We start from the raw sequence: 19,620 nt of genomic DNA, 5'->3' as shown, positions 1-19,620 counted from the left end.
ACGGCCTCCGCCGCTCTGTAGACGCAAACCGGCTCCGGCAGATGGAAGCAACGAATTTCACCAACGGTCGCTTTCGGCCTGCCTGCTGATACTCACTCTAAGACTGCTCTGGGTCGGCTGCAGACGCTGCTTTCGGCCATCTGCTGCCCCACGTCGTCCGATTCTGGCTGTCAGCTATGTAGCAGGAGGAAGTCTGCGGAACGCTGGTCTATTCACTGTCACTGGAGGCGGTACATTCTATAAATGCGCCTCTACTACATGACATCGTTGGAAACGCTCGAGCAGCACATCCTTCCAGAGCTACGCATTCGCCTGTCGACGTTCGACACAGTCAATGACCCGTTTGAGTTGCTTGGCGTGCAGCAAAGCGATCGGGAGAGCAGACACCACTTTGCCGGTCTTTACAAGCACTGGGTCAATACGCTCGGCTTTGTGAGTTTCAGCGACAACTGGATGAGCCCTCTTATGTGGGGTCACTACGCGAAGAATCACACAGGGGTATGTCTCGGGATCGAAGTTCCAAATCAGCGGCCTATAAAAGTGAGCTACGAACCCCATCGGCTTCAGGTGTTACTGGAAATGTCGCCACTGGAAGCCGCCGTCGATGAAGATGTGATCAAGCAGGTCGTGACTACGAAGTTCAAGGACTGGGAATACGAGCGCGAATGGCGGTACATCGAGAAGCTAACCAACAGGGATGAAGAAACTGGCCTCTACTACGTTGATTTTTCCCCTGACTTTGAGCTGCGAGAAATCATTGCTGGAGCACGTTGCGAGCGGAGTCTTGAGGACATCCGCAAACAGGTATTCGGAAACACCGAGACCATAACGCTGATCAAGGCGCGTGCCGCCTTTGGAACGTTCAGAATGGTCCAACAGAAAAGACAAAACGTCTTAACCATCAGTCCGCTTCATCAGGTCGCGGGTTTTGGGTATGGCAAGAGGCGAAAAAAGAAGTGAATCGACCTAAGCTTCGTTGTCGGCACAAAGACAGACTGCTGACATTCAAGTTCAGTCTAGGAAAGACTGCAATGGGGCGGCAGCACCTATTCGCACCCGCTGTCAGCTGATTTCCACGACGAAGAGTGATCCCGGACGGCGCTTACGACAGCTGTCTACTTGATACCTGCTGTTCGGTCGGCCGAGGTGTGGGCATCCAGATGACCGCAGTCTGTCAGGCAGCGTGATCTGACGGCGCCGCCGCGAACGGCAGCAGCCGCTGCAATGCGATCTTTGGGTCCATCCTGCGATTCGCGATGAGCAATACAGCCGCCTCAAACCAAAGGCAGCAGCACCTTCCTAAAAATGTGCTCCGCCTGCTCCCGCCCCCGCGTCGGGTGATTCAACACATCCAGCCAGACCTGGATCACATCGGCCACCATCACCCCATCCCGCCGCACTGCCCCACGAAACGTCGATTCCGGAAACCTCGCCACCCGCAGCAACACGTGCGGCGCCTCCTTCGGAAACGGCAGGAGTGCATTCCATGGATTGCTTCCCGGGGACGCCCGATTAAACCGAGGCATGCGGCGAACGCAGATGTACCTGGGCACGCCGCTCACATGTCCCATGCGGAGCCCATCCGCTGCCGCAAACAGCCCCAGGCAAGCATCGCCTTCGACTTTGTTCAAGAGCTCTTGAACACGATCTTCAATTTGTATGTTGGCCAAGAACCGGGCAGGCACATCTGCTGTGCCGTACGGCGCCACTGAACTCCAGCGCTCGAACAGCTCCTCTCTCTGCACCAGCGTGAGAAATTCTTGAGACTCCCGCAGGAATCTCTCGCGCCGCAGCTGCTGCAAGAACCTGGAGGCGGTCATCGCAGAAACCTGCGCCGCTCGCGCGAGCTCCACCCCATTGCGGTACTGGCCCCGGGGAGCGTTCAGCATCCCTTCTGGCAACTCCGGCGCCAACAAGACCTTCAGCATCCACTGGTTCAGATCAGAAAACAGGTTGTCTGCGGGGATCAGCGTGCCCCTGACCTGTCGCGGCCTGAAGGGTGCAGAGACGTTGAGATCTGCCAATCCGTCCCCCAGAAACTCACTCGCTCCCTCTGCAGAGACGAAGCCCACGGCCACCTCCGCCGCGAACTCCTGCGCAAAAGCCATCACATTGGCAATGAGCGCTCTCGGCGCATGGTCCACATGCACCACGGCCAGGGGCATGGATCCACGCGACTGAAGGGCATAAGCCCGAGCTTCAAGAACGGCTTGGGACAGCAGCGGAATCACCCTGTCTGCTCGCCCCTCGGATGTGGCTTTGAGTACCACCCCGTAGCGCTTACCCCGCCGCCGAACGACGAGGTCTGGCCCCGTGCTGCCGGGCTCACTGGCCAGGACCTTCCAACCCTTGGCTTCGAACATCGCGGCCACACGCTGCAGCGCTTGCGCGGTTCGTTCGGATGTCTTGGGGGAGGGCATGGCGGCTAGGCTAATAACACGGCCATGTTATCTAACACGCGCGTGGTAGGAAAACACGCGGGGCGAAGTCTTCACACTGAGGCCCAGCCTCCGGGTTGCGAGTGCCGGGGCACGAGACCAGAATGCAGCATGGCCCACTCCAACGACGTACATCCCCCACAAGTTCTGACGGACCTGGTCCAGCAGATCGTGATGGAATCGGGCAACTCCGAGGGATTCAGCGCCGAGGCTTGGCTGCAGGAGTGGCTGGCGGCGCCACTTCCCGCCTTCGGAAACCGCCGTCCGTGGGATGTCCTGCAAGAACCCGAAGGGCTGGCGTTGGTCCAAGCAACGCTTCTGCAAATCCAGAAAGGCAGCTTCGCCTAGTTCCTTCGTGGCGGTCCACAGCGCATGCCGCGCAGTTGGGCCTCAGGCCTTCGCAGCCTGGCGCATCTTCTTCTCGGCTTTGGCTGGTCCCATGTTCACCAATTCCGCAATCTTCGCCAGCTGTTTGGTTCGGGGGTAAGCCTGCCCCTTCTCCCACCGCGAGTACGTGAGAGGAGAGACGGCCAACAGGGCCGCCATTTGAAGCTGGGTGGCTCCCAGTGCATTGCGCATCTGCGCCAGCATCTCCGGCGCGAACACGAATTCCTCGCGCGCGGCCCGTTTCGAAACTTTGGGTTGATCGGATGCAGCCCCGCCCCCAACCTTGGTCTGGCGTTGAGCCGACTTCAACTGCGAAGTGAGGCTCTTCACTTCCCGCTTCAGTGCCGCGATCTCAGAGCGGTGGCCGGTGATCGCCTTGCGCATACCCTGGAGTTCAGGCTTTAGCTCGTTGCGCGCCATGCGAACAACTTCAGCGCGAAACGCATTCGAAAATGTATTCATAGTCCTGATGGTACGAGATGCCCCTGCCTGCCACCGAGAGCACCAAATCGACACCCCCACCTCGTAAGATTCCACACCATGATCACCAAACCCAGCTGGACACAGGAAACTCTCGAACAAACGCCTTGGGCGAAGGAGTTCAAGAAGGAAGCGCCTGTCAGCTATGCAACGGCCATCCGTTATGCCTTGGAAGACAGGCTGGAGGTGATCATCGAGCACACTACCGAGACAGGTGAGCCGCAATGGGTCGTCCGTGTGCTGGACGATCCATCTTTCTGGATGGACGCCGTGCCTACCAAAGCTGCTGCGGTGCAACTCAGCCGAGAGATGGGTTGGAAGATCGTCTGATAGCTGTTGAGATCCATTTGCACGCTATCAATCGATAGGCCCTCAGCGTCTCAAAAAACAAAACCGCCAAAGGCCCAAGCCTATGGCGGTTTGTTCCGGTAGAGATCGAACGAGCGGTACTTACTTCCCAGCCTTGTCCGCCTTGCGCTTCGCAGCCTTGGGATCGACCACGGCCTTGAACTTCGCACCCGCCACAAACTTCGGCACCGTGCTCGCAGGGATCTTCAGCGCAGCACCAGTCGATGGATTTTTGCCCGTGCGTGCTGCACGCTTGGCCGACTTGAAGGTGCCAAAACCCACCAGCTGCACGGCATCGCCCTTCTTGACGGCCGTCTGGATGGTGTCGATCAGCGTTTCCAGCACCGCATTGGCTGCGGTCTTGGACAGATCATTCTTGGAAGCCAGGATTTCAACGAGTTCTGCGCGGTTCATGGATGCTCACGTGTAGAGGTTGGAAAGGACCATTTATACCGCCGCCGCTGACACGACCCTTGCTGCCACTCAATGCTGCAGTGCACTTCTTGGCAAAAACTCCACTCCGGTCCTCTTCACCAGTTCCTGGTAACTGATCGGCCGCCCGACCGTCTCCCCCTCCTGATTCGTTTGCCAATGCGCCCAGGCTCTTTGGGTCGTGGCGTCATAGACCAGTTTGTACAGATAGGTCGGCACCTTCACCCCATTGGCCCCAATGCGCGGCCCCGCATCCGTGAACACCGGCCCCGTGATCACAAACACATCCCCCTTGGCCCGCTTCACATAGTGCCGCGTGTCCTGCTCGATCTTGTTCCAGGCGCCACCGTTGTGCTGAGCGTTTTGGGGAACCATGTTCGCCAAGCTGAAGCTCTGCGCCATGGCCGTGGGTGTCGGCATGTCTCCCGCAGGTGCCATGTGCCCACGGCTGTATCCGGAGTTCTTGTAGTCCTCCAGCTCCGCCCGCTCGCCACTGGGCAAGCGCGCATCCGCAAAGAACCGCTTGGCCCGCTTCTCGTCGGCATCCTCGATTAGCCTGCGGTTCAGGCGCTGGGCCACAAACACCGGTGTCTTGGTGGTGCCTGAGTGCAGTACCGCAAACGCTTCATAGCAAAGCTCGCGCAACTGCGGCCGGGGCGTGATGGCGGGTGGGTTGCCGTTCGCAAAGAACTGCGGGCACTGCGCAAAGGACGTGGGCTCGGGCGTGAGCAGCGCGGCACTGTCGAACTGCGGAGAACGCGCCCAGGAAAGATTCGGGAGAGCAACGCCGGCCAGAGAGAGGGCCAACACAGCTGCCAGGCGTACGCTACCTGGCCAAGAGAACAAACGATTCACAGAAGGAGCATTCGGGTCGAACAAAACGAAGCCCGATTGGAGCACCGTTCACCTCTCGCTTCTGGCCCGAAGGCTCGGATCCCGCAGGGTTTTACAGCTGCTTGCAGAGATGGGGTCCACAAACAAAAAGGGCTCCCAAAGGGAGCCCTTTCTGCCTGCCCGCCCCTGCGGCTCAGTTAACACTCCCCATGGCAGCAACACCCGCAAATGCAAAGTGCCACCACCATGGGAAGTCCCGCAACTGCTTCAATCCAACTCAAGCAGTTGGTCTACCAATTACATGGCGCTGAATTCGCCGTGGGGGATCTGGCCGGTGCGCACGGCTTCGGCAGCCTGGGCACGCACGGCAGCGCGGTCAGCGTTGGACTTGTAGGTCACCACGCGCGAGCCTGCGGGTTCCATGCTGTGGGTCTTGGCTTCCACTACGGCTTCGGCTTGCACTTCAGCACGGGTGCGGTTTGTGTCGAACTTCAGGGCAAATTGCGAGCCATCGGCTTCGTCAGCATGGGCACCAAAAGAGGCGAAAGCAGCAACAGCAGCGACGGAGAGGAAACGGGCGGTCTTGTTCATGATGAAAATCCTTAAAAGCTAAAAAAGCGTCTCAAAAAAGCCGGGTCAAAAACCATTCCTGAACCGGGTTCGGTGAGTCGCCTTGCGGGTTCGGCTCATCGATGGAATGAACTGTACGCCGATGGTGTTCATGGAAAAACTACCCAGTCGCAAACTAACTGTTCCAGTATTGAAAACAATCTTTCGGAACCTTTCTACGCGGTACCTCCGCGCCTTCCTCTGTGATTCAACCAGCCCTCAGCAAGCCTTCAAAGCTTCCAAAAACTCCCGCGCATTGAGCTGGCTCTTGTCCTCCATGCAGTTGTTGAACACCGCATGCGGATACCGCACCGACCGCGCAATCGGGCTGTACCGATGGGCCAGTGCCTGCAGCTCTGCGGAGGTGTACGCATAGTCAAACCGCTCCGCTGCGGACTTGGCGGGCGTCCCATAGGCCACTTCATTGCGCCCATGCAGCCTGAGCAGTGCATGGTCGGGATGGGTGGTCTCCCAGATCGCTGGAACACTGTGCGCTGAGCCTTGCGGCCCATCCACGATGGTGTGGACCAGGCCCAGGCTCCTGAGCAGGCCCAAGGTGTCTGCCGTCACCGCATCGTTCTCCCACCAGCTTGGATGCCGGAACTCGATGCTCAAGGTGTGACCTGGAAGATGCTGCACACAGTGCTCGATGTGGGCCATGGCGGCGGGGTGGCGCACTACCTTTGGCGAGAACTGGAAGTGCACCAGACCCAGCTTGCCGTTGACCTGTAAGGGCACTAGACAGGCCACAAAGCGCTTCCACAGCTCCTCCCGAAACTCCGCTGCCATGTCCTTGTAGACCATGCGCCGCCCAGGCCCCAACGCCTCCTTGATGTCCTTGGGCAAGACATCGGTACTGGTCCATTGCCCGGTGAACAGGCTGAAGGCCTTCACGTTGAACGCAAACCCAGGTGGTGTGCGTTCTGCCCAGTGCTGGGCTGTGGTGACCGCTGGGATGGCGTAGTAGCTGGTGTCCACCTCCACCAGGTTGAACTGCGAAGCGTAAAACCGCAGCCGTGCTTCAGGTGTCTTGGCCGTGGGCGGATAGAACTTGCCGCAGTCGAGCAAGGTCTTGTCTGACCAGGAGGCAGTCCCGACCAAAGGATTGAAACCAGGAACGTCGGGGGCGAAAGAGTGCTCCATGGTGAGGCCTCCTTGGGTTCATCCTGCATGCGCATTTGCGGAAAAAACTGTATATTTATACAGTATTCAACCACAGGAGAAGCAGCGCCATGCAAGTCATCGAATCCACCTATGTCGTCACCCTGCGCGACTACCCCGAAGAGATCCCTGCCAAGGAGCGGATTGCCGCAGAAACCCGGTATGCCCAGGCTCTGGAAAAGCAGCTTGGCGGCCCCGAACAGGTGGCCGCCGCGCTGGACACCATGCACAGCCTGGAAGAGTCGCCACCCGAGGTGGTGTCGCCTGGCGATCTCACCTTGCTCAAGGCCTGGGGCAAGGCCAGTGCGGCGGCCAAGCAGGCGGGGTTCCGGGATCTGGGAGAAGGGGATGGGGCGTACTTTGAAGTTCGGCTGGTGTGAGGGTGAAGGTCCACTGAGGACATGCCATGCCGATCAACGCGCCCTGGAGTTACCCGACCTTGATGTGCACGCCACCTGGCAGAGCCGGTGGTGCGTTCCCGACGGAGACAGTGCTGCCGCTGGAGGCTGAAGCGTATGCGGTCACGCAGGAGGGTGAGATCTGGCGGGTGATGGTGAAGCACTCGGGGGAGGTGCTGTACTCGGGACAGGGGCCTGTGGACCTGGTGGAGTCGCCTGCGCCGTTTTAAAGCAATTCGATTGCACCGCACCAGCTACCGGTTGTATGGTGCATGAGCCAGCAAGGAGTCGATATGTCGATAGACCGTGCCAACTATCCCGGGGTGCCTGAAGACTTTCCGGTGACGGCAGTACCTTCTGCTATTGCGGGTGCCCAGCCCAAGATGAACCTTGTCGAGGAAGGTGGGAAGTTCTATGCCCCTGGCACTTCGCCAGGCGAGGTCATGGCGGCCTTCCAGATGTGTGACGATCTGGTCTCGCAGATGGTCGCGTACTGCCAGAGAAAACTCGCCACCTACGAAGGCAACCAGGAGGCAACAGTGAAGGCTGCGCTGAAGGGCCTGCTGGCCAAGCGATGGTGCACCGATGCGCAGTGTGTGTGGATCATGCGCAGGGTAGTGGATGAGTTGCAGTGGACTGTGGGTGATGGCGCTTTGGCGGCCGAATGACCCGGACTGGTTATTGATTGGATCGTCATGACCAACCCATGGTCGGATAGTCGCCACATTGCACCCGGGCCCACGCGGGTTGATGATCAACGACGCAGGTCCGCAACGAGAGTGGCCCAGGGCTACGAACCCGACTATGGGCCGTTGTCTCCTGCGCAGATATCGGTGCTTCAGGCAGTCGCCGATGAAGATCTGCCTAAGGGAGAAGTCGTTCGCAGAAGGAGTCTTTATCCTGGAGGATGACATGCCGAAAAAGCACACCACCAACCCTTTGCTGATAGCCCGCGTCGGCTGGAGCAATGGCTCCCAGACGGTAGTGTTGCCGCCCGGCTGCAGGTTTGCCGATTCTGTCCGTGAGGTGTTTATCCGCCGCGAGGGCGAGAGGCTGGTGTTGACCCCGCGTCCAACCGATTGGTCTGGCTTCTTTGCTTCAGGGGTGAAGACCTCGGCTGACTTCATGGCGTTGCACGAGCGCTTGCCGATTCAGGAACGTGTTGTTTGACGTCCAGCCTGTTGAGCCCGAGGTAGTGCGCGGATTCACGACTCCTTGTCGTTCATGCGTCCGCATGAACCGCTTCAGGTAAAGGGCGCGGAGCTTTCTGGTTTGCAGCGTAAGCCGTTTTTCTGTCGTGCGGAAACGAGCGACTGCAAATCGCCCATCATCTACCGGAAAGGCATCTTTCTCGACTCCAGTCACAGCGTCAGGGAAGTCGACCCTTGAGGTACTTGCCCGCGCCGCCACTCAACTGGCTGCGGTCGATGAGCTTGCCTTGGAACTGGAAGTGCCGATCAATCCGGATGATTAGCAGCTTCTCAAAGTTGCCTTGGCTCTTGACCATTACGTGGTCGCTGGCCTTTTCGGGTGAGATGGTCTTCACCTCAACCCGCTTGCCGTCAATCGTGCCGTCAGAGCCTGGCGCGTGGGTCGCATGGCGGCGAAGACCGAACTTGATCTCTGCGTAGATTTCTCCCAGTTCGCCCCACACCTGAAGGTATCGGCCGGTATTCTCGAAATGCCGCTCGGCGCAGTCGACCAAGTCTTGGAAGATTTCCGTCTGCTCCAGGATACTGAACGGAAAGCCCTCCCTGCTTCGTACAGGTTGAATCGAGGCGGCAGTGTCCTCTGGCTCACCCTCAAGTTGTTCCTCGGCCCACTGTCGGTCGATGTACTTGGCTTCCCAAGGTGCATAGCCGCAGGCCGCAGCATCCGCTATGCCGTCGGCGCTGTATCCACGGTCGTGCATGTCGTGAAGAAAATCCCAATCGCTCATTCTGTTTTGCGCTCCTTGCTCGCTCGATTGTTGCGGCGTCGGTCCGCAGTTCGCGTTGTGAATCGGCAAACGGGGTGGGTATAGCAGAGGTAAGGGGCGTATGTCACGTTGTGTCAGATGGGCTCATAGGTTCGGGAGGGTAACGTCTAAACGTCGGTACGCTTCTCTAAGCCGAACCGTTCGCGAATGACTGCTATCACCTTTCGTGCAGATGTTTAGCTTGCAGGTGTTGAACTTCCGCAATCAGCCTGAAGCTGCCACACCGGAGGTCGGTGCTATCGAGATGTCGCACATTTCGCAGGCCCAGGGTTGGCCAAGCACATGGGCGCGCTCCAGATGGCGAAAGCTCAGCTGTGCCTGGCCTGCGTTGTCAGCAGTCTTGGCTGCCTGCAGTTCAGCATCCACGGCGGGGCGGATTCTTGTTCCAAACGTTGTCATGCTCAGGCCTTGTTTGACACGCCGCGCAGCAGGCGCAGGCCGTTGATCACCACCAGAAGGCTGGCCCCCATGTCGGCGAAGACAGCCATCCACATGGACGCGCTTCCGAACACGGCGAGGACCAGGAACAAGGCCTTGATGCCCAGGGCGAACACGATGTTCTGCAAAAGGATGTTGCGTGTGCGCCGAGAGAGCCTTATGACCTCGGGGATGCGTCGCAGATCGTCATTCATGATGACGATGTCTGCGGCTTCCATGGCCGTGTCCGTGCCCGCGGCGCCCATGGCAATGCCGATGTCGGAACGTGCAAGCGCCGGGGCATCGTTGATCCCGTCCCCAGTCATCGCGGTGCGACCGTGTTCAGCCTGCATTTTCTCGATGGCAGACAGCTTGTCCTCGGGTAGCAGATTTCCTTGCGCCTTGTCGATGCCCGCCTGCTTAGCAATGGCCTGCGCCGTCGACACGTTGTCACCTGTGAGCATGACCGACGCGACGCCGAGCTCGTGCAACTGCTCTATGGCCTCGCGCGAGCTGTCCTTGATTGTGTCAGCCACAGCAAAGATGGCAAGAACCTCCCGTTCATCCGCCAGAAGGGTGACCGTGCGCCCCTTGGCTTCGTGGCTGGCGAGCAGTTCCTCTATCGCTGGTGAGCACAGTCCCCGCTCTTCGATAAGGCGGTGATTCCCCAGCACCAGCGTCTGTCCTTGAAGTTGGGCTTCTATGCCCCTGCCGGCAAGCGCCTTGAAACCGCTCACACCGCCTTCTCCGGCATCCAGGCCCTGTGCGATGGCCTTCGATACAGGGTGATCCGAATGTCCTGCGAGATCCGCCGCCCATCGAAGCACAACAGCTTCAGGCTGCTGGGATGCAAGAACGGCCTTCTCCACGAGCTTCGGCTTGCCTTCCGTGATCGTCCCGGTCTTGTCCAGCGCGATGGCCTTGAGCTTGTGTGCATCTTCGAGGTACACCCCACCCTTGATTAGGATCCCGCGGCGAGCCGCCGATGCGAGCCCGCTGACCACCGTGACAGGGGTTGCAATCACCAGGGCGCAGGGGCATGCGATGACCAGCAAGACCAGCGCCTTGTACAGCGCCTGCATCCATGTGAAGTCCAGGAACACAGGGGTCAGGACTGCGACCAGGACAGCGATGATGAACACCGCTGGCGTATAGATGGCCGCAAACCGATCAACGAATTGTTGTGTCGGAGCCCGCGAGCCCTGGGCTTGCTCGACCGACTGGATGATGCGGGCCAAGGTTGTATTGCTTGCTGCGGCCGTCACCGTGATTTCAATGGTGCCGGTCTCGTTGATCGTGCCTGCGAATACGGGGTCGCCCTGCACCTTGTCCACCGGGATACTCTCTCCCGTAACCGGTGCCTGGTTGACAGCGCTGGTACCGCTGGCCACGGTCCCGTCGAGCGGTATACGCGCACCAGGCTTCACGCGAACGATCGTGTCTATTTGCACATCCGCCGCCGGCGTCATCGTCCAGCTTCCGTCGGGCTGGCGGACTTCAGCGGTATCTGGCGTGAGGTCGAGCAGGCTCTTGATCGCATTTCTAGCCCGGTCGACTGCCCGTCCTTCAATCAGCTCGGCGATAGCGTACAAGGCCATCACCATGGCAGCCTCTGGCCACTGACCAATGAGGAAGGCCCCGGTCACGGCGACGGTCATCAGGGCATTGATGTTCAGGCGCCCTTGCATGAGCGCTGCGAAGCCCTTGCGGTAGGTGGAGAAGCCTGCGAGCCAGATCGCTGCGGCCGCAACGGCCATGCCGATGCCCTTGAACACCGTGGTGTCCGGTGCGAAGAAAGACAGGGTCTCCGCAGCAATTGCCAGCGCAAGTGCCAGCACCATCCGCCAAAGTCCTTCTGCCGTATTGCCGTGGTCATCGCTATCAGCCCCACCTTGGGTAGGCGCCGCAGGCTCCGGATTGAAGCCCGCCTTGCGGATTGCAGCCACAGCCTCAGGGATCACGTCCTCAGGCGCGTCGATCGTCAGAGTGCGCGCACCCAACTGGAAGCCCAGCCCTCGCACACCCGATATGGGCTCCAGCGCGCGCCGGATTTCGCTCTCTTCAGCGGCACAGTCCATCGTTGAGATTCGGAACACGGTCCCCTTCGATACGAAACCCGCAGGGGGAGCGGGTGCTGGCGCCGATGCCTTCGCGTCTGCAGCGCAGCAGGCGTCTGCAGCATGGTCGTTGTAGGCGTTCTCTTTCGAATTCATGGTGTTGGTTCCTTGGTGTAATGTGATTGGAAACCTTCAAGTAACTTCAGAGTCAAGCGCTGCGATGTGTTGACTGCGGCGCCAACCCGGGCGGGTGGAAATCTGCATGGCGGCTTCTACTTTTTGGCCTTCACGACCTCCTGGGAAACCAGGTCTGCCAGCTGCTTTGCTCCGAAACTGGGAAGCGCGCGACCATTGACAAAGAAGGTCGGCGTCTTGTTGACCTGGAGCGCGGTGAGATCCTGCACATCCTGCTGGATGACAGCATCCATCGTTGGGGCAGCCATATCCGCCTGCGCGCGTTGCAGGTCCAAACCAGCTTGCGCTGCCGCCCTAGAGGCCAGCTCCAGGCGAGGGGAGCCGTGGTCTGCCCAGCTTGGCTGCGTGTCGAGCAAGGACTCAAGCACGGGAACGAATCGATCTTGCTTGCGCGCGGCTTCCAGCAGCTTGACCACCTGATCTGCGCCCCTGTGAAAGGGGGCGTACCTGATCACCAACCGAACATCGGAGGGGTATTGCCGCATCAGGTCTTTGACGATGGGATAGAAGGCGCGGCACGTCTCGCACGCGGGATCAAAGAACTCCACGATGGTGACCGGCGCTTCGCGAGGACCCAGGACCGGTGAGTGCATCCGCACAAGGTGCTCGGACTGGCTGATGGCGATTGCTTGCTGATCCAACTGTGCGTTGCGCTGGTATACGTATGCACCAACAGCGAAGGCACCTGCTGAAACGATCAGCACAAGGGCGACGATTGCTTTTCTAGAGATCATGACGGGTTCCGCGCAGGTAGACGAAGAGGAGCGCTGCTATGGCAGCGAAGGATGCAAACGAGAGCCAAGGCAGCTCCAGACCCCAAAAGATGCTGAGCTTCTGGTTGGCGCAAGACACTCCTGCGGAGCATGGGATCCACGCCTGAGGAACCAGCCCTGCCACCAGGAGGCTGTGATAGCCAGCGATCACCAAGCCAGTGAGTGCCATCGGCAACGCGTAGACAGCTCCTCGGCGGTCTTCTGCGTACAGTGACATGCCAAGGACCAGAGCGATGGGGAACATGGCGATGCGCTGGTACCAGCACAGCACGCACGGTGTCATGCCCATGACTTCGCCGATGAACACGGCACTGCCGGTGGCCACGATCGAGACCAGCCAGGCGCGCAGGAGTGGTAGCCAAGGCCTGCTCATGGGCACCAGCCCTGCGTGCGAGATTTGAAAGCGCGCGCCCGTGTGGTGCTACGCGCCCATGAGATCAGTAGGCCGCACGAAACGTCGGCAAAGACCATGGGAACTCCCTGAAACGAACGGACAGGCCAGCTACAGCACGGCGGGCTGGCTCGCGAGTTGGCAGCGGTTTCGGTGAGGAACCGATGCCCTGGTCAGGCCAGGGCGCGCCACTGCGGGCGTTCAGGGCGGAGAGGCGCGGGAGGAGGTTTCAGTGCAAACGCGATTGCACCAAAAAATTCATGGACCGCCGCGATAGCGGCAATGAGGCTGGGTTGTGGTGCGGCCGGGTTGTGCGAATGACAGACGCCGCAGTCCAGGTCGGCCCCGGAGGCATCCGTTTGCTGCGAAGAATCGAGAGCGATCTCGTACACCGGACCCACGTCAAAAGGGTTCTCCTGCGATTGCAAGATCTCAAGACCATGCACGCCGGCAATATGCGCGGCACCGCGTGCATCTTTGTGCGCGTAAGGAGCCACTGCAGCCCAGCACAGTTGCAAAGGCAACAGTGCGATGAGCAGAGCGAGCAGTTTGGAACGCATTCGAAAATTGTAGTGGCCCCGCCTGGGAACCACCACTGCGAATGGCTGTGCCCCATGCAAAACATGGGAAGAATCGGCCCTACGAAGATGCCCGGATAACGCCAAGTTTTCGCGCAGATTACATCTCTGCAAGGTAGGCCCATGTCAGGCGAAATTTGTTGACCTTGAAGCCACTACAAGCTTTCAAATAGCCCCATCACGACATGCACAGGAGGATGTGATGGGTTTCTTCAACAAGCTTTTCAGTGGACACCACGGCGGTGGCCGCGGCCATCATGGCGGACATTACCGAGACAGTGACCACAATCGCAGCTATGGCAACGGATACAACACCCCGCGACCAGCAAACCTCGTCGCGTGCGCGAGCTGCGGCTGCGCGAACCAGCCAGGGGCAAGGTTTTGCCAACAGTGTGGAACCAGTATGGTCGCAACGCAGTGCACCAAGTGCTCTACGGTAATCGCACCCAGTGCACGATTTTGCGGGTCCTGCGGTCAGGCCAGAGGGTGACCGAAATCTACGTGCCGGCATGCCGAGCACTCGATTCGGGCGTGGGGCGCTCACACAGTGCCACGGGTGACGGCATCCGGGTCAGGACGTCGGTCAGGCCGCAACACATCTACACGATGCAAGGGGAGCAGCGTGCCATTGGAGTTTCTTCGAGAGATCGAAACTGGCACCTTGCCAAAGCAGGTAACGAAGACTGGGGACATCGACCTGCTTCGTCTGCTCTCCGCAGCAGGGATGGTTGAAGCAGACCTACCAGACGTAGCAGGCTCGGGCACGGCGACGGTTCGCCGGATCACTGGTCTTGGTCGTGCATGGCTCGCCGCGAACAGGAGCAGTGCATCAACTTCGGCGTCTTCGTCGGGCCCCCTGGCTTGAGTCCAATGCGCATCAACGTGCCTGCTTGGTTCCTGGGTGCTGCGAACACATGACGAACTTGTAATCTCTCGGTGCGCAACTTGTCGGCATGCGGTCAGCAGACTGTCACATGTGCAATGTAGAGCGTCCAACGGTTGGTGCGGTCTGCAGTGCACGTTGATTCCAACCAAGGAGATATCTCATGGCAGTCCGTACCGTACTCACCGCTCTCTCTTTCGTAGCCCTTGCAGCCCCGGCAATGGCAAGCAGCGTCATCCACTCTGCGCCGACAGAACTGGGCTACACCACCCATCCAGAACATGCCGAGGTTGGCAAGTCGCGCGAACAGGTTCTCGCCGAAATGGACCAGTCCAAGAAAGACGGCACGTGGCAGTACCACCGCTTCGGTGCACCAGTTCCGGTGAAAGGCAAGGCCATAACCCGCGAAGAAGTGCTGGCTGACCTGGAGCGCTCTCAGAAGCACCCAAGCTGGGCGGCACGCCGCGTTGGTGCACCAGTCCCGGCCGTTCCCGCCCCCTGATCCCAACTGCGTTGATTGCACGTCAAACCCTCGATGTCGGGGTTTGGCTGGCAGCAATGAGTCTTGACTCTGGACCTATGCAAAGGTCTTCACCAGTACAAGGCCAATCTCGGTCTTGCCATTGGTACTGGCTGCGGTCGTGCGGCCTCCGTGCATGCGCGCAATCGCCGAGGTGATGGCCAAACCTAGTCCATGGTTCTTCTGCCCATGCTCACGGGAAGCAGAGGCGCGGAAGAACCGATCAAATATACGTCCCAGGATCTCAGGCGAGACCATTTCGCCTTGGTTCGCGACGACCAAGCTCACCTCTGTGTCTGACACGATGACTATGTTCACTTCGATGGCAGTGCCCCGTTTCGCGTATTGGGTTGCGTTCCCGATCAGGTTGGACACGGCGCGCCGAAGTAGCGGTTCATCGAAATGGCCGGAGCTATCGCCTGAGACCTTCAGTCGCAAATCAGCATCCGCCAGTGCGGCCTCATGGTAATCAGCCACTCGTTCGACGATTGCCGCAAGGCTTGGGACAAATGAACGTCTTGCAGTGGCGCCCCTGTCTGCCTGCGACAGAAACAGCATGTCGTTGATGATGCCAGTGAGGCGGTGAAGTTCTTCCAGGTTGGAGGACAAAACTTCCTCCATATCGAAGTTCCCTGGTCGTCGCAGCGCCAGCTCATTGCTGGCGACGAGCGTTGCCAAAGGGGTTCGCAGCTCGTGCGAAACGTCAGCGTTGAATCCCTCGAGTTGGGTGTATGCAAGATCCAGTCGGCCGAGCAAGCCGTTGAACTGCTCCACCAGAGGTACAAGCTCTGCGGGCTGACCGGCACCGTCCAAGCGCGGGCGCAAGTTGTCAGCGGACAAGGACCTCAGCTGGTACGCAAGCTGTCGCACTGGGGCCAGGCCGTAGCTCACGATGGACATGCCTCCCAGCGAGATGACGAAGGTCCCCACAACTGCGGCTATCGCCAACGTGATGGCCAGCCGGTTCAGGTGCTGGACATCGGAGGAGATGTTCATTGACAAGTCGACGTTGAAAGTCTGGCCTTTTCCGTCGGTGGGCTGGACGGCGAACATCCTCGACACCCTCCGAGAATTGTCCGGGGATGGTGCAGCTTTCGGGAACACCATGTCCCCATCCTGGGTGCGGACGAGCACGCGAAAATCTTCGTGCCCAATCAGGAAATCGCTCAACGGATGCTCCTGCGAGCTTTCCTTGGCATGCTCGTCGATGTTGCTCAATAGGTGCCTGACGATAGCTTCCTTCTGAGTGAGCGTTTCGACCTGGCGCTGCCTGAGGTTGTGGGCCGTGACCAAGTAAACGACAAGGCAGACGATGCCCAGGCCCACGAGGCTCTGCGCAGCGAGCCAAAGCGATAGACGAGCGCGCAGCGAGTGCGCGCGTGGCAGGGGGTTCATTGCTCTCGCTCTTCCATCACATAACCCATGCCACGCACCGTGTGCAGCAAGGTCTTGTCAAAGGGCAAGTCCATCTTCGTGCGCAGCCGTCGAATCGCCACCTCCACCACATTGGTGTCGCTGTCGAAGTTCATGTCCCAGACCTGTTCTGCAATTTCGGTGCGAGAAAGAACTTCGCCCTTTCGTCGCAGGAACAATGCGAGCAGCAAGAACTCCTTTGCCGTGAGTTCAAGCCTCTGGCCTCCACGCGTAGCCTTGCGGCGTATCAGGTCGAGTTCAAGGTTCGCGATGCCCAGCACGGTCGGCTCGCCAGCATCCTTGGCGCCGTGCGCCCGGCGAAGCAGCACCTGCACGCGGGCAGATAGTTCTGAGAAGGCGAAGGGTTTGACCAGGTAGTCGTCAGCACCGGTTTGCAAGCCGCGCACCCGGTCTTCGACACTGACCCGGGCGGTGAGCATCAGGACGGGGGTCTGCTTCGTCTTGCGAAACGCCGTCAAAAGCGTGAACCCGTCAATGCCAGGCAGCATGCCATCGAGTATCAGAAGGTCGTACCCACCCTCCAGTGCCATGTGCAGACCATCGACACCGTTGTGGACGATATCAACGTTGTGCCCCGCTTCGCCAAGCCCTTTCTTGAGGTACTCGGCGAGTTTGATCTCATCTTCAATGACCAAGATTTTCATTCGTTGATTCTCCTGGAGATCGACCGCGGAGCCGATTACAAATTCGTAATCTGGGTGTCTGCAACTTGTCCCCCACGCCTTTCTAGAGTTCGCACCAGGTCCTCGCACGCGGCGAGAACCATGTCAACAGGCGAACACTATGAATAAGCAGGCAAAACTCATTCTCTCGCTGACTACAGCAGCATTTCTGGCCCCGAGTGCGGCGATGGCCTCATCCCTGTACCACGAGGCAGGAGGCGAGGTCGGTGCAACAACCCATCCCAGCCATGTATCAGATGACCTGCTGCGTGGCGACGTCCAGAAAACAGTTGACGCGGCTCGAAAAGATGGCTCGCTCGATATTCTGTCGCGCGGAGGAGTGGTGCCGACGAAGTCCACAGAACCTGCAAAAACCAGAGAACAAGTACGCGCAGAGTTTCTCAATATGACTCCCGAAGAGAGGATACGGCTACTACGGGAGCGTGGAGGCCGCTAAACGGGCGTACGCAGCAAAATAGGGGGTGAGAGCAACTGATCGCCCCCGGGCTAGTTCCATCGCGTCGCAGAAGACATGGTGCGATTGCTAATTCTTTCTTCAGTACATGCAGGCCGATTGTGGGTCGATTCAGCGTACTGTTCAATGCTCTCGACGTCAGATGAGTTTCAGACTGCGCGGCTTCACGGAGCCCGGGCGACGGCCTACCCGTTGGGGGCAGTGGCTCCCGCGACGCCCTGCCATGCCAGCAGAGAGACTGGTGCTATGGATCAGTGTGTACGTGGCGCTGGCCTACAACGGTTCTTTTTTGAAGGCGAGCACGGCTGGCCGTGACTGGTTGGCACTGGACACATGGGTGTATGCCAGCGCACTGGTGGTTGCCTTGATTGCGCTGCACGGGCTGATCTTCAGCGCCGCTGTGGTCTGTTGGAGCGTTCGGCCTTTGCTCACTGCATCAGTGCTGGTTGCAGCCTTTGCAACCTTCTACATGCAACGCTATGGCGTCTATTACGATCCCAGCATGCTGCGCAATGTGCTGCGGACAGACACCGCTGAAGCCAGCGAGCTGATCACCTGGAGCTTGATCGCCCATGCCTCGCTGTACTCGGTGGTGCCATTGTGGGCGATATGGCGCATTCGCTTTACCCAGACTTCCTTGTGGCGTGCCGTCCTGCGGCGCCTCGTTTTCAGCGCTGCGTGCGCCATGGCGCTGGTGGCCGCCGTGCTCCTCATCTTCCAGGACTTTTCTGCGTTGATGAGAAACCAAAAGGAGCTGCGGTACCTCATCACTCCCGCCAACGTGATCTACTCGACAGCTCGGGTCTTGTCGGCCGATGTCGATACACCCAAGTCCCGGCAATCCGTCGGCCTGGATGCTCGCATGGCAGCACCAACAAAGACCCAAAAGCCGAAGCTGCTGTTCCTTGTAGTAGGAGAGACGGTGCGTGCTGGAAATTGGGGACTCAATGGCTATGAGCGCCAGACTTCACCGAACCTTCAAGCGTTGAACGCAGTCAACTTTGGCGACGTCACCGCCTGCGGAACAGACACGGAAACGTCACTTCCTTGTATGTTCTCGGCGATTGGACGGCGAGACTACGATGAAGCTCGAATTCGCTCATCCGAGTCGCTACTCCATGTTCTGGCACGGGCCGGCATCACGGTGCACTGGAAGGACAATCAGTCGGGCTGCAAGGGCGTCTGCGATGGCCTCAGCAACATCCCGGTGGACCCGCTTGCCGCTGCAGCACTTTGTTCTGAGGGGAGATGTCTCGACGAAGTGCTTCTTCAGGGGTTGGAGTCCGTCACTGAGACTTCTGACACTACGACGGTTGTGGTCCTGCACATGCTCGGCAACCACGGGCCCGCCTATTTCAAGCGCTACCCTGCAGCCTTCAGGCGTTTCGAACCTACCTGTGATACGGGCGAGTTGCGCAAGTGTGATCGCCAGAGCATCGTGAATGCCTATGACAATGCGGTGCTCTACACCGACCATGTTCTGGGCCAGGCCATAGCTTTTCTCAAGCGCCAGGAGAGCCGCTTCGATACGGCGATGCTCTACGTGTCCGACCACGGCGAGTCGCTGGGCGAGAAAGGGCTGTTTCTTCACGGCCTGCCCAGAGCAATTGCACCAGACGAACAGACCAAGGTGCCTATGGTCTGTTGGCTGTCGGAAGGCTTCAAGGAGAGCCGTGGGATCAACAGCGCCTGCTTGAAGGAGAAGGCGTCGGCCGCCTTGTCGCATGACAACCTCTTCCACTCTGTGCTCGGGCTGCTAGGTGTCTCGACCCAGGTCTATGAAATGGACCTGGACATTTCGGCGGCGTGCAGGCCGATTGACTGAAAGATCCAGGCTGGCGCGCTTGGGCGCCCCGCCTCAATGGCGAGTGCGTTGATCAGAACCCGTTCGTCTTCGGGCTCGCAGTTGGGTCAACCTTCGGTCTCGCATGCGATTGGCCAGACGCTGGCTGTACTTTATGCCTTTGGTTCGCTCCGGATGGCGTTTCAGCCAAATGCGGCGGACCCGCCAGAACGTCAGCACCGTGGCGATCAGGCTGATCCATATCCAAATCAGCTTAGCCGCTAGTCCGTGACCCATGGCCTAAGACGTTTCTGAACTGTGTTGTTGCCTGCATGAAACGGGGCGCCTGCCGTAGTGCAATCACATTCAAGCGCCCCGCCGCACCTT

General features: G+C 59.3%; 25 protein-coding genes. 11 read left to right on the top strand and 14 right to left on the bottom strand.

Annotation, left to right across the window (positions count from 1 at the left end):
- The first annotated feature begins 243 nt into the window (after window positions 1-243).
- Window positions 244-960, top strand: a complete 717-nt coding sequence (locus AvAM_RS11400) for a DUF2971 domain-containing protein (protein ID WP_137747169.1) — start codon at window positions 244-246, stop codon at window positions 958-960.
- A gap of 314 nt (window positions 961-1,274) precedes the next feature.
- On the opposite strand, the gene AvAM_RS11395 is transcribed toward AvAM_RS11400, so the two are convergent.
- Window positions 1,275-2,420 carry a hypothetical protein gene (locus AvAM_RS11395; protein WP_137747168.1) on the bottom strand — a complete coding sequence of 382 codons (1,146 nt, stop codon included), beginning with the start codon at window positions 2,418-2,420 and terminating at the stop codon, window positions 1,275-1,277.
- A gap of 129 nt (window positions 2,421-2,549) precedes the next feature.
- Here AvAM_RS11395 and AvAM_RS11390 point away from each other — a divergent pair, with 129 nt between their 5' ends.
- A complete protein-coding gene (locus tag AvAM_RS11390) occupies window positions 2,550-2,786 on the top strand; it encodes an MbcA/ParS/Xre antitoxin family protein (RefSeq protein WP_137747167.1) in 237 nt (78 codons plus the stop codon).
- 42 nt (window positions 2,787-2,828) lie between these two features.
- Here the strand turns inward: AvAM_RS11390 and AvAM_RS11385 are convergent, their stop codons facing one another.
- The gene (locus AvAM_RS11385) at window positions 2,829-3,287 is read right to left on the bottom strand and encodes a helix-turn-helix transcriptional regulator (RefSeq protein ID WP_137747166.1); all 459 of its coding nucleotides are present in this window, start codon (window positions 3,285-3,287) and stop codon (window positions 2,829-2,831) included.
- 78 nt (window positions 3,288-3,365) lie between these two features.
- On the opposite strand from AvAM_RS11385, the gene AvAM_RS11380 reads away from it, so the two are divergent.
- Window positions 3,366-3,635 (top strand): hypothetical protein, encoded by a 270-nt coding sequence (locus AvAM_RS11380; protein WP_094291594.1) that lies wholly within the window; start codon window positions 3,366-3,368, stop codon window positions 3,633-3,635.
- 120 nt (window positions 3,636-3,755) lie between these two features.
- Here AvAM_RS11380 and AvAM_RS11375 read toward each other — a convergent pair whose 3' ends face one another.
- From AvAM_RS11375 to AvAM_RS11360, 4 genes are all read right to left on the bottom strand, one after another.
- Entirely contained in the window at window positions 3,756-4,067 is a 312-nt protein-coding gene (locus AvAM_RS11375; RefSeq protein WP_056057356.1) for an HU family DNA-binding protein, read from the bottom strand.
- Between the two features lie 69 nt (window positions 4,068-4,136).
- Window positions 4,137-4,892 (bottom strand): DNA/RNA non-specific endonuclease, encoded by a 756-nt coding sequence (locus AvAM_RS11370; protein ID WP_375708153.1) that lies wholly within the window; start codon window positions 4,890-4,892, stop codon window positions 4,137-4,139.
- A 324-nt stretch (window positions 4,893-5,216) separates the two neighbouring features.
- The gene (locus AvAM_RS11365; RefSeq protein WP_137747165.1) at window positions 5,217-5,510 is read right to left on the bottom strand and encodes a DUF4148 domain-containing protein; all 294 of its coding nucleotides are present in this window, start codon (window positions 5,508-5,510) and stop codon (window positions 5,217-5,219) included.
- Window positions 5,511-5,747: 237 nt separating this feature from the next.
- Entirely contained in the window at window positions 5,748-6,671 is a 924-nt protein-coding gene (locus tag AvAM_RS11360) for a DUF72 domain-containing protein (protein ID WP_137747164.1), read from the bottom strand.
- Window positions 6,672-6,760: 89 nt separating this feature from the next.
- On the opposite strand from AvAM_RS11360, the gene AvAM_RS11355 reads away from it, so the two are divergent.
- The 4 genes from AvAM_RS11355 (at window position 6,761) to AvAM_RS11340 (ending at window position 8,257) form a co-directional block, all read left to right on the top strand.
- Window positions 6,761-7,069, top strand: a complete 309-nt coding sequence (locus AvAM_RS11355; protein WP_056058069.1) for a hypothetical protein — start codon at window positions 6,761-6,763, stop codon at window positions 7,067-7,069.
- A 26-nt stretch (window positions 7,070-7,095) separates the two neighbouring features.
- Window positions 7,096-7,317, top strand: a complete 222-nt coding sequence (locus AvAM_RS11350) for a hypothetical protein (protein ID WP_137747163.1) — start codon at window positions 7,096-7,098, stop codon at window positions 7,315-7,317.
- Window positions 7,318-7,380: 63 nt separating this feature from the next.
- A complete protein-coding gene (locus tag AvAM_RS11345; protein WP_249368073.1) occupies window positions 7,381-7,755 on the top strand; it encodes a hypothetical protein in 375 nt (124 codons plus the stop codon).
- 244 nt (window positions 7,756-7,999) lie between these two features.
- Window positions 8,000-8,257 (top strand): antitoxin, encoded by a 258-nt coding sequence (locus tag AvAM_RS11340; protein WP_137747162.1) that lies wholly within the window; start codon window positions 8,000-8,002, stop codon window positions 8,255-8,257.
- A 199-nt stretch (window positions 8,258-8,456) separates the two neighbouring features.
- On the opposite strand, the gene AvAM_RS11335 is transcribed toward AvAM_RS11340, so the two are convergent.
- The 6 genes from AvAM_RS11335 to AvAM_RS11310 all read right to left on the bottom strand — a co-directional run bounded on the left by AvAM_RS11335 (window position 8,457) and on the right by AvAM_RS11310 (window position 13,458).
- A complete protein-coding gene (locus AvAM_RS11335) occupies window positions 8,457-9,026 on the bottom strand; it encodes a DUF6998 domain-containing protein (RefSeq protein WP_137747161.1) in 570 nt (189 codons plus the stop codon).
- Window positions 9,027-9,269: 243 nt separating this feature from the next.
- Window positions 9,270-9,464, bottom strand: a complete 195-nt coding sequence (locus AvAM_RS11330; protein WP_137747160.1) for a DUF3703 domain-containing protein — start codon at window positions 9,462-9,464, stop codon at window positions 9,270-9,272.
- A 2-nt stretch (window positions 9,465-9,466) separates the two neighbouring features.
- Window positions 9,467-11,695 carry a cation-translocating P-type ATPase gene (locus AvAM_RS11325; RefSeq protein ID WP_082576856.1) on the bottom strand — a complete coding sequence of 743 codons (2,229 nt, stop codon included), beginning with the start codon at window positions 11,693-11,695 and terminating at the stop codon, window positions 9,467-9,469.
- A 116-nt stretch (window positions 11,696-11,811) separates the two neighbouring features.
- Complete coding sequence (locus AvAM_RS11320; RefSeq protein ID WP_056642951.1) at window positions 11,812-12,468, bottom strand: thioredoxin domain-containing protein; 657 nt, start codon at window positions 12,466-12,468, stop codon at window positions 11,812-11,814.
- Entirely contained in the window at window positions 12,458-12,796 is a 339-nt protein-coding gene (locus AvAM_RS11315) for a disulfide bond formation protein B (protein ID WP_249368107.1), read from the bottom strand. Before AvAM_RS11315 ends, AvAM_RS11320 begins: the two co-directional genes overlap by 11 nt.
- Window positions 12,797-13,071: 275 nt before the next feature.
- Window positions 13,072-13,458, bottom strand: coding sequence for a hypothetical protein (locus AvAM_RS11310; RefSeq protein ID WP_056642945.1), 387 nt, complete (start codon window positions 13,456-13,458; stop codon window positions 13,072-13,074).
- 220 nt (window positions 13,459-13,678) lie between these two features.
- Between AvAM_RS11310 and AvAM_RS26140 the strand changes: the two genes are divergently transcribed.
- Together AvAM_RS26140 and AvAM_RS11295 are read left to right on the top strand one after the other, a co-directional pair.
- Entirely contained in the window at window positions 13,679-13,966 is a 288-nt protein-coding gene (locus AvAM_RS26140) for a zinc ribbon domain-containing protein (RefSeq protein WP_082576855.1), read from the top strand.
- Window positions 13,967-14,522: 556 nt separating this feature from the next.
- Window positions 14,523-14,861 carry a DUF4148 domain-containing protein gene (locus AvAM_RS11295; protein ID WP_082576853.1) on the top strand — a complete coding sequence of 113 codons (339 nt, stop codon included), beginning with the start codon at window positions 14,523-14,525 and terminating at the stop codon, window positions 14,859-14,861.
- Window positions 14,862-14,936: 75 nt separating this feature from the next.
- Here AvAM_RS11295 and AvAM_RS11290 read toward each other — a convergent pair whose 3' ends face one another.
- Entirely contained in the window at window positions 14,937-16,274 is a 1,338-nt protein-coding gene (locus AvAM_RS11290) for a heavy metal sensor histidine kinase (protein ID WP_121943789.1), read from the bottom strand.
- The gene (locus AvAM_RS11285; RefSeq protein WP_121943788.1) at window positions 16,271-16,957 is read right to left on the bottom strand and encodes a heavy metal response regulator transcription factor; all 687 of its coding nucleotides are present in this window, start codon (window positions 16,955-16,957) and stop codon (window positions 16,271-16,273) included. Before AvAM_RS11285 ends, AvAM_RS11290 begins: the two co-directional genes overlap by 4 nt.
- A gap of 139 nt (window positions 16,958-17,096) precedes the next feature.
- Here AvAM_RS11285 and AvAM_RS11280 point away from each other — a divergent pair, with 139 nt between their 5' ends.
- Window positions 17,097-17,432: a DUF4148 domain-containing protein gene (locus AvAM_RS11280; protein WP_121943787.1), complete on the top strand. Its 336-nt coding sequence runs from the start codon at window positions 17,097-17,099 to the stop codon at window positions 17,430-17,432.
- Window positions 17,433-17,673: 241 nt separating this feature from the next.
- On the top strand, window positions 17,674-19,275 hold the full coding sequence (locus tag AvAM_RS11275) for a phosphoethanolamine transferase (protein WP_212742269.1): 1,602 nt from the start codon (window positions 17,674-17,676) through the stop codon (window positions 19,273-19,275).
- Window positions 19,276-19,620 lie beyond the last annotated feature (345 nt).

The organism is Acidovorax sp. NB1 (assembly GCF_005405905.1).
Taxonomy (GTDB): domain Bacteria; phylum Pseudomonadota; class Gammaproteobacteria; order Burkholderiales; family Burkholderiaceae_C; genus Acidovorax.
This window is presented reverse-complemented; position numbering and strand designations above follow the sequence as displayed.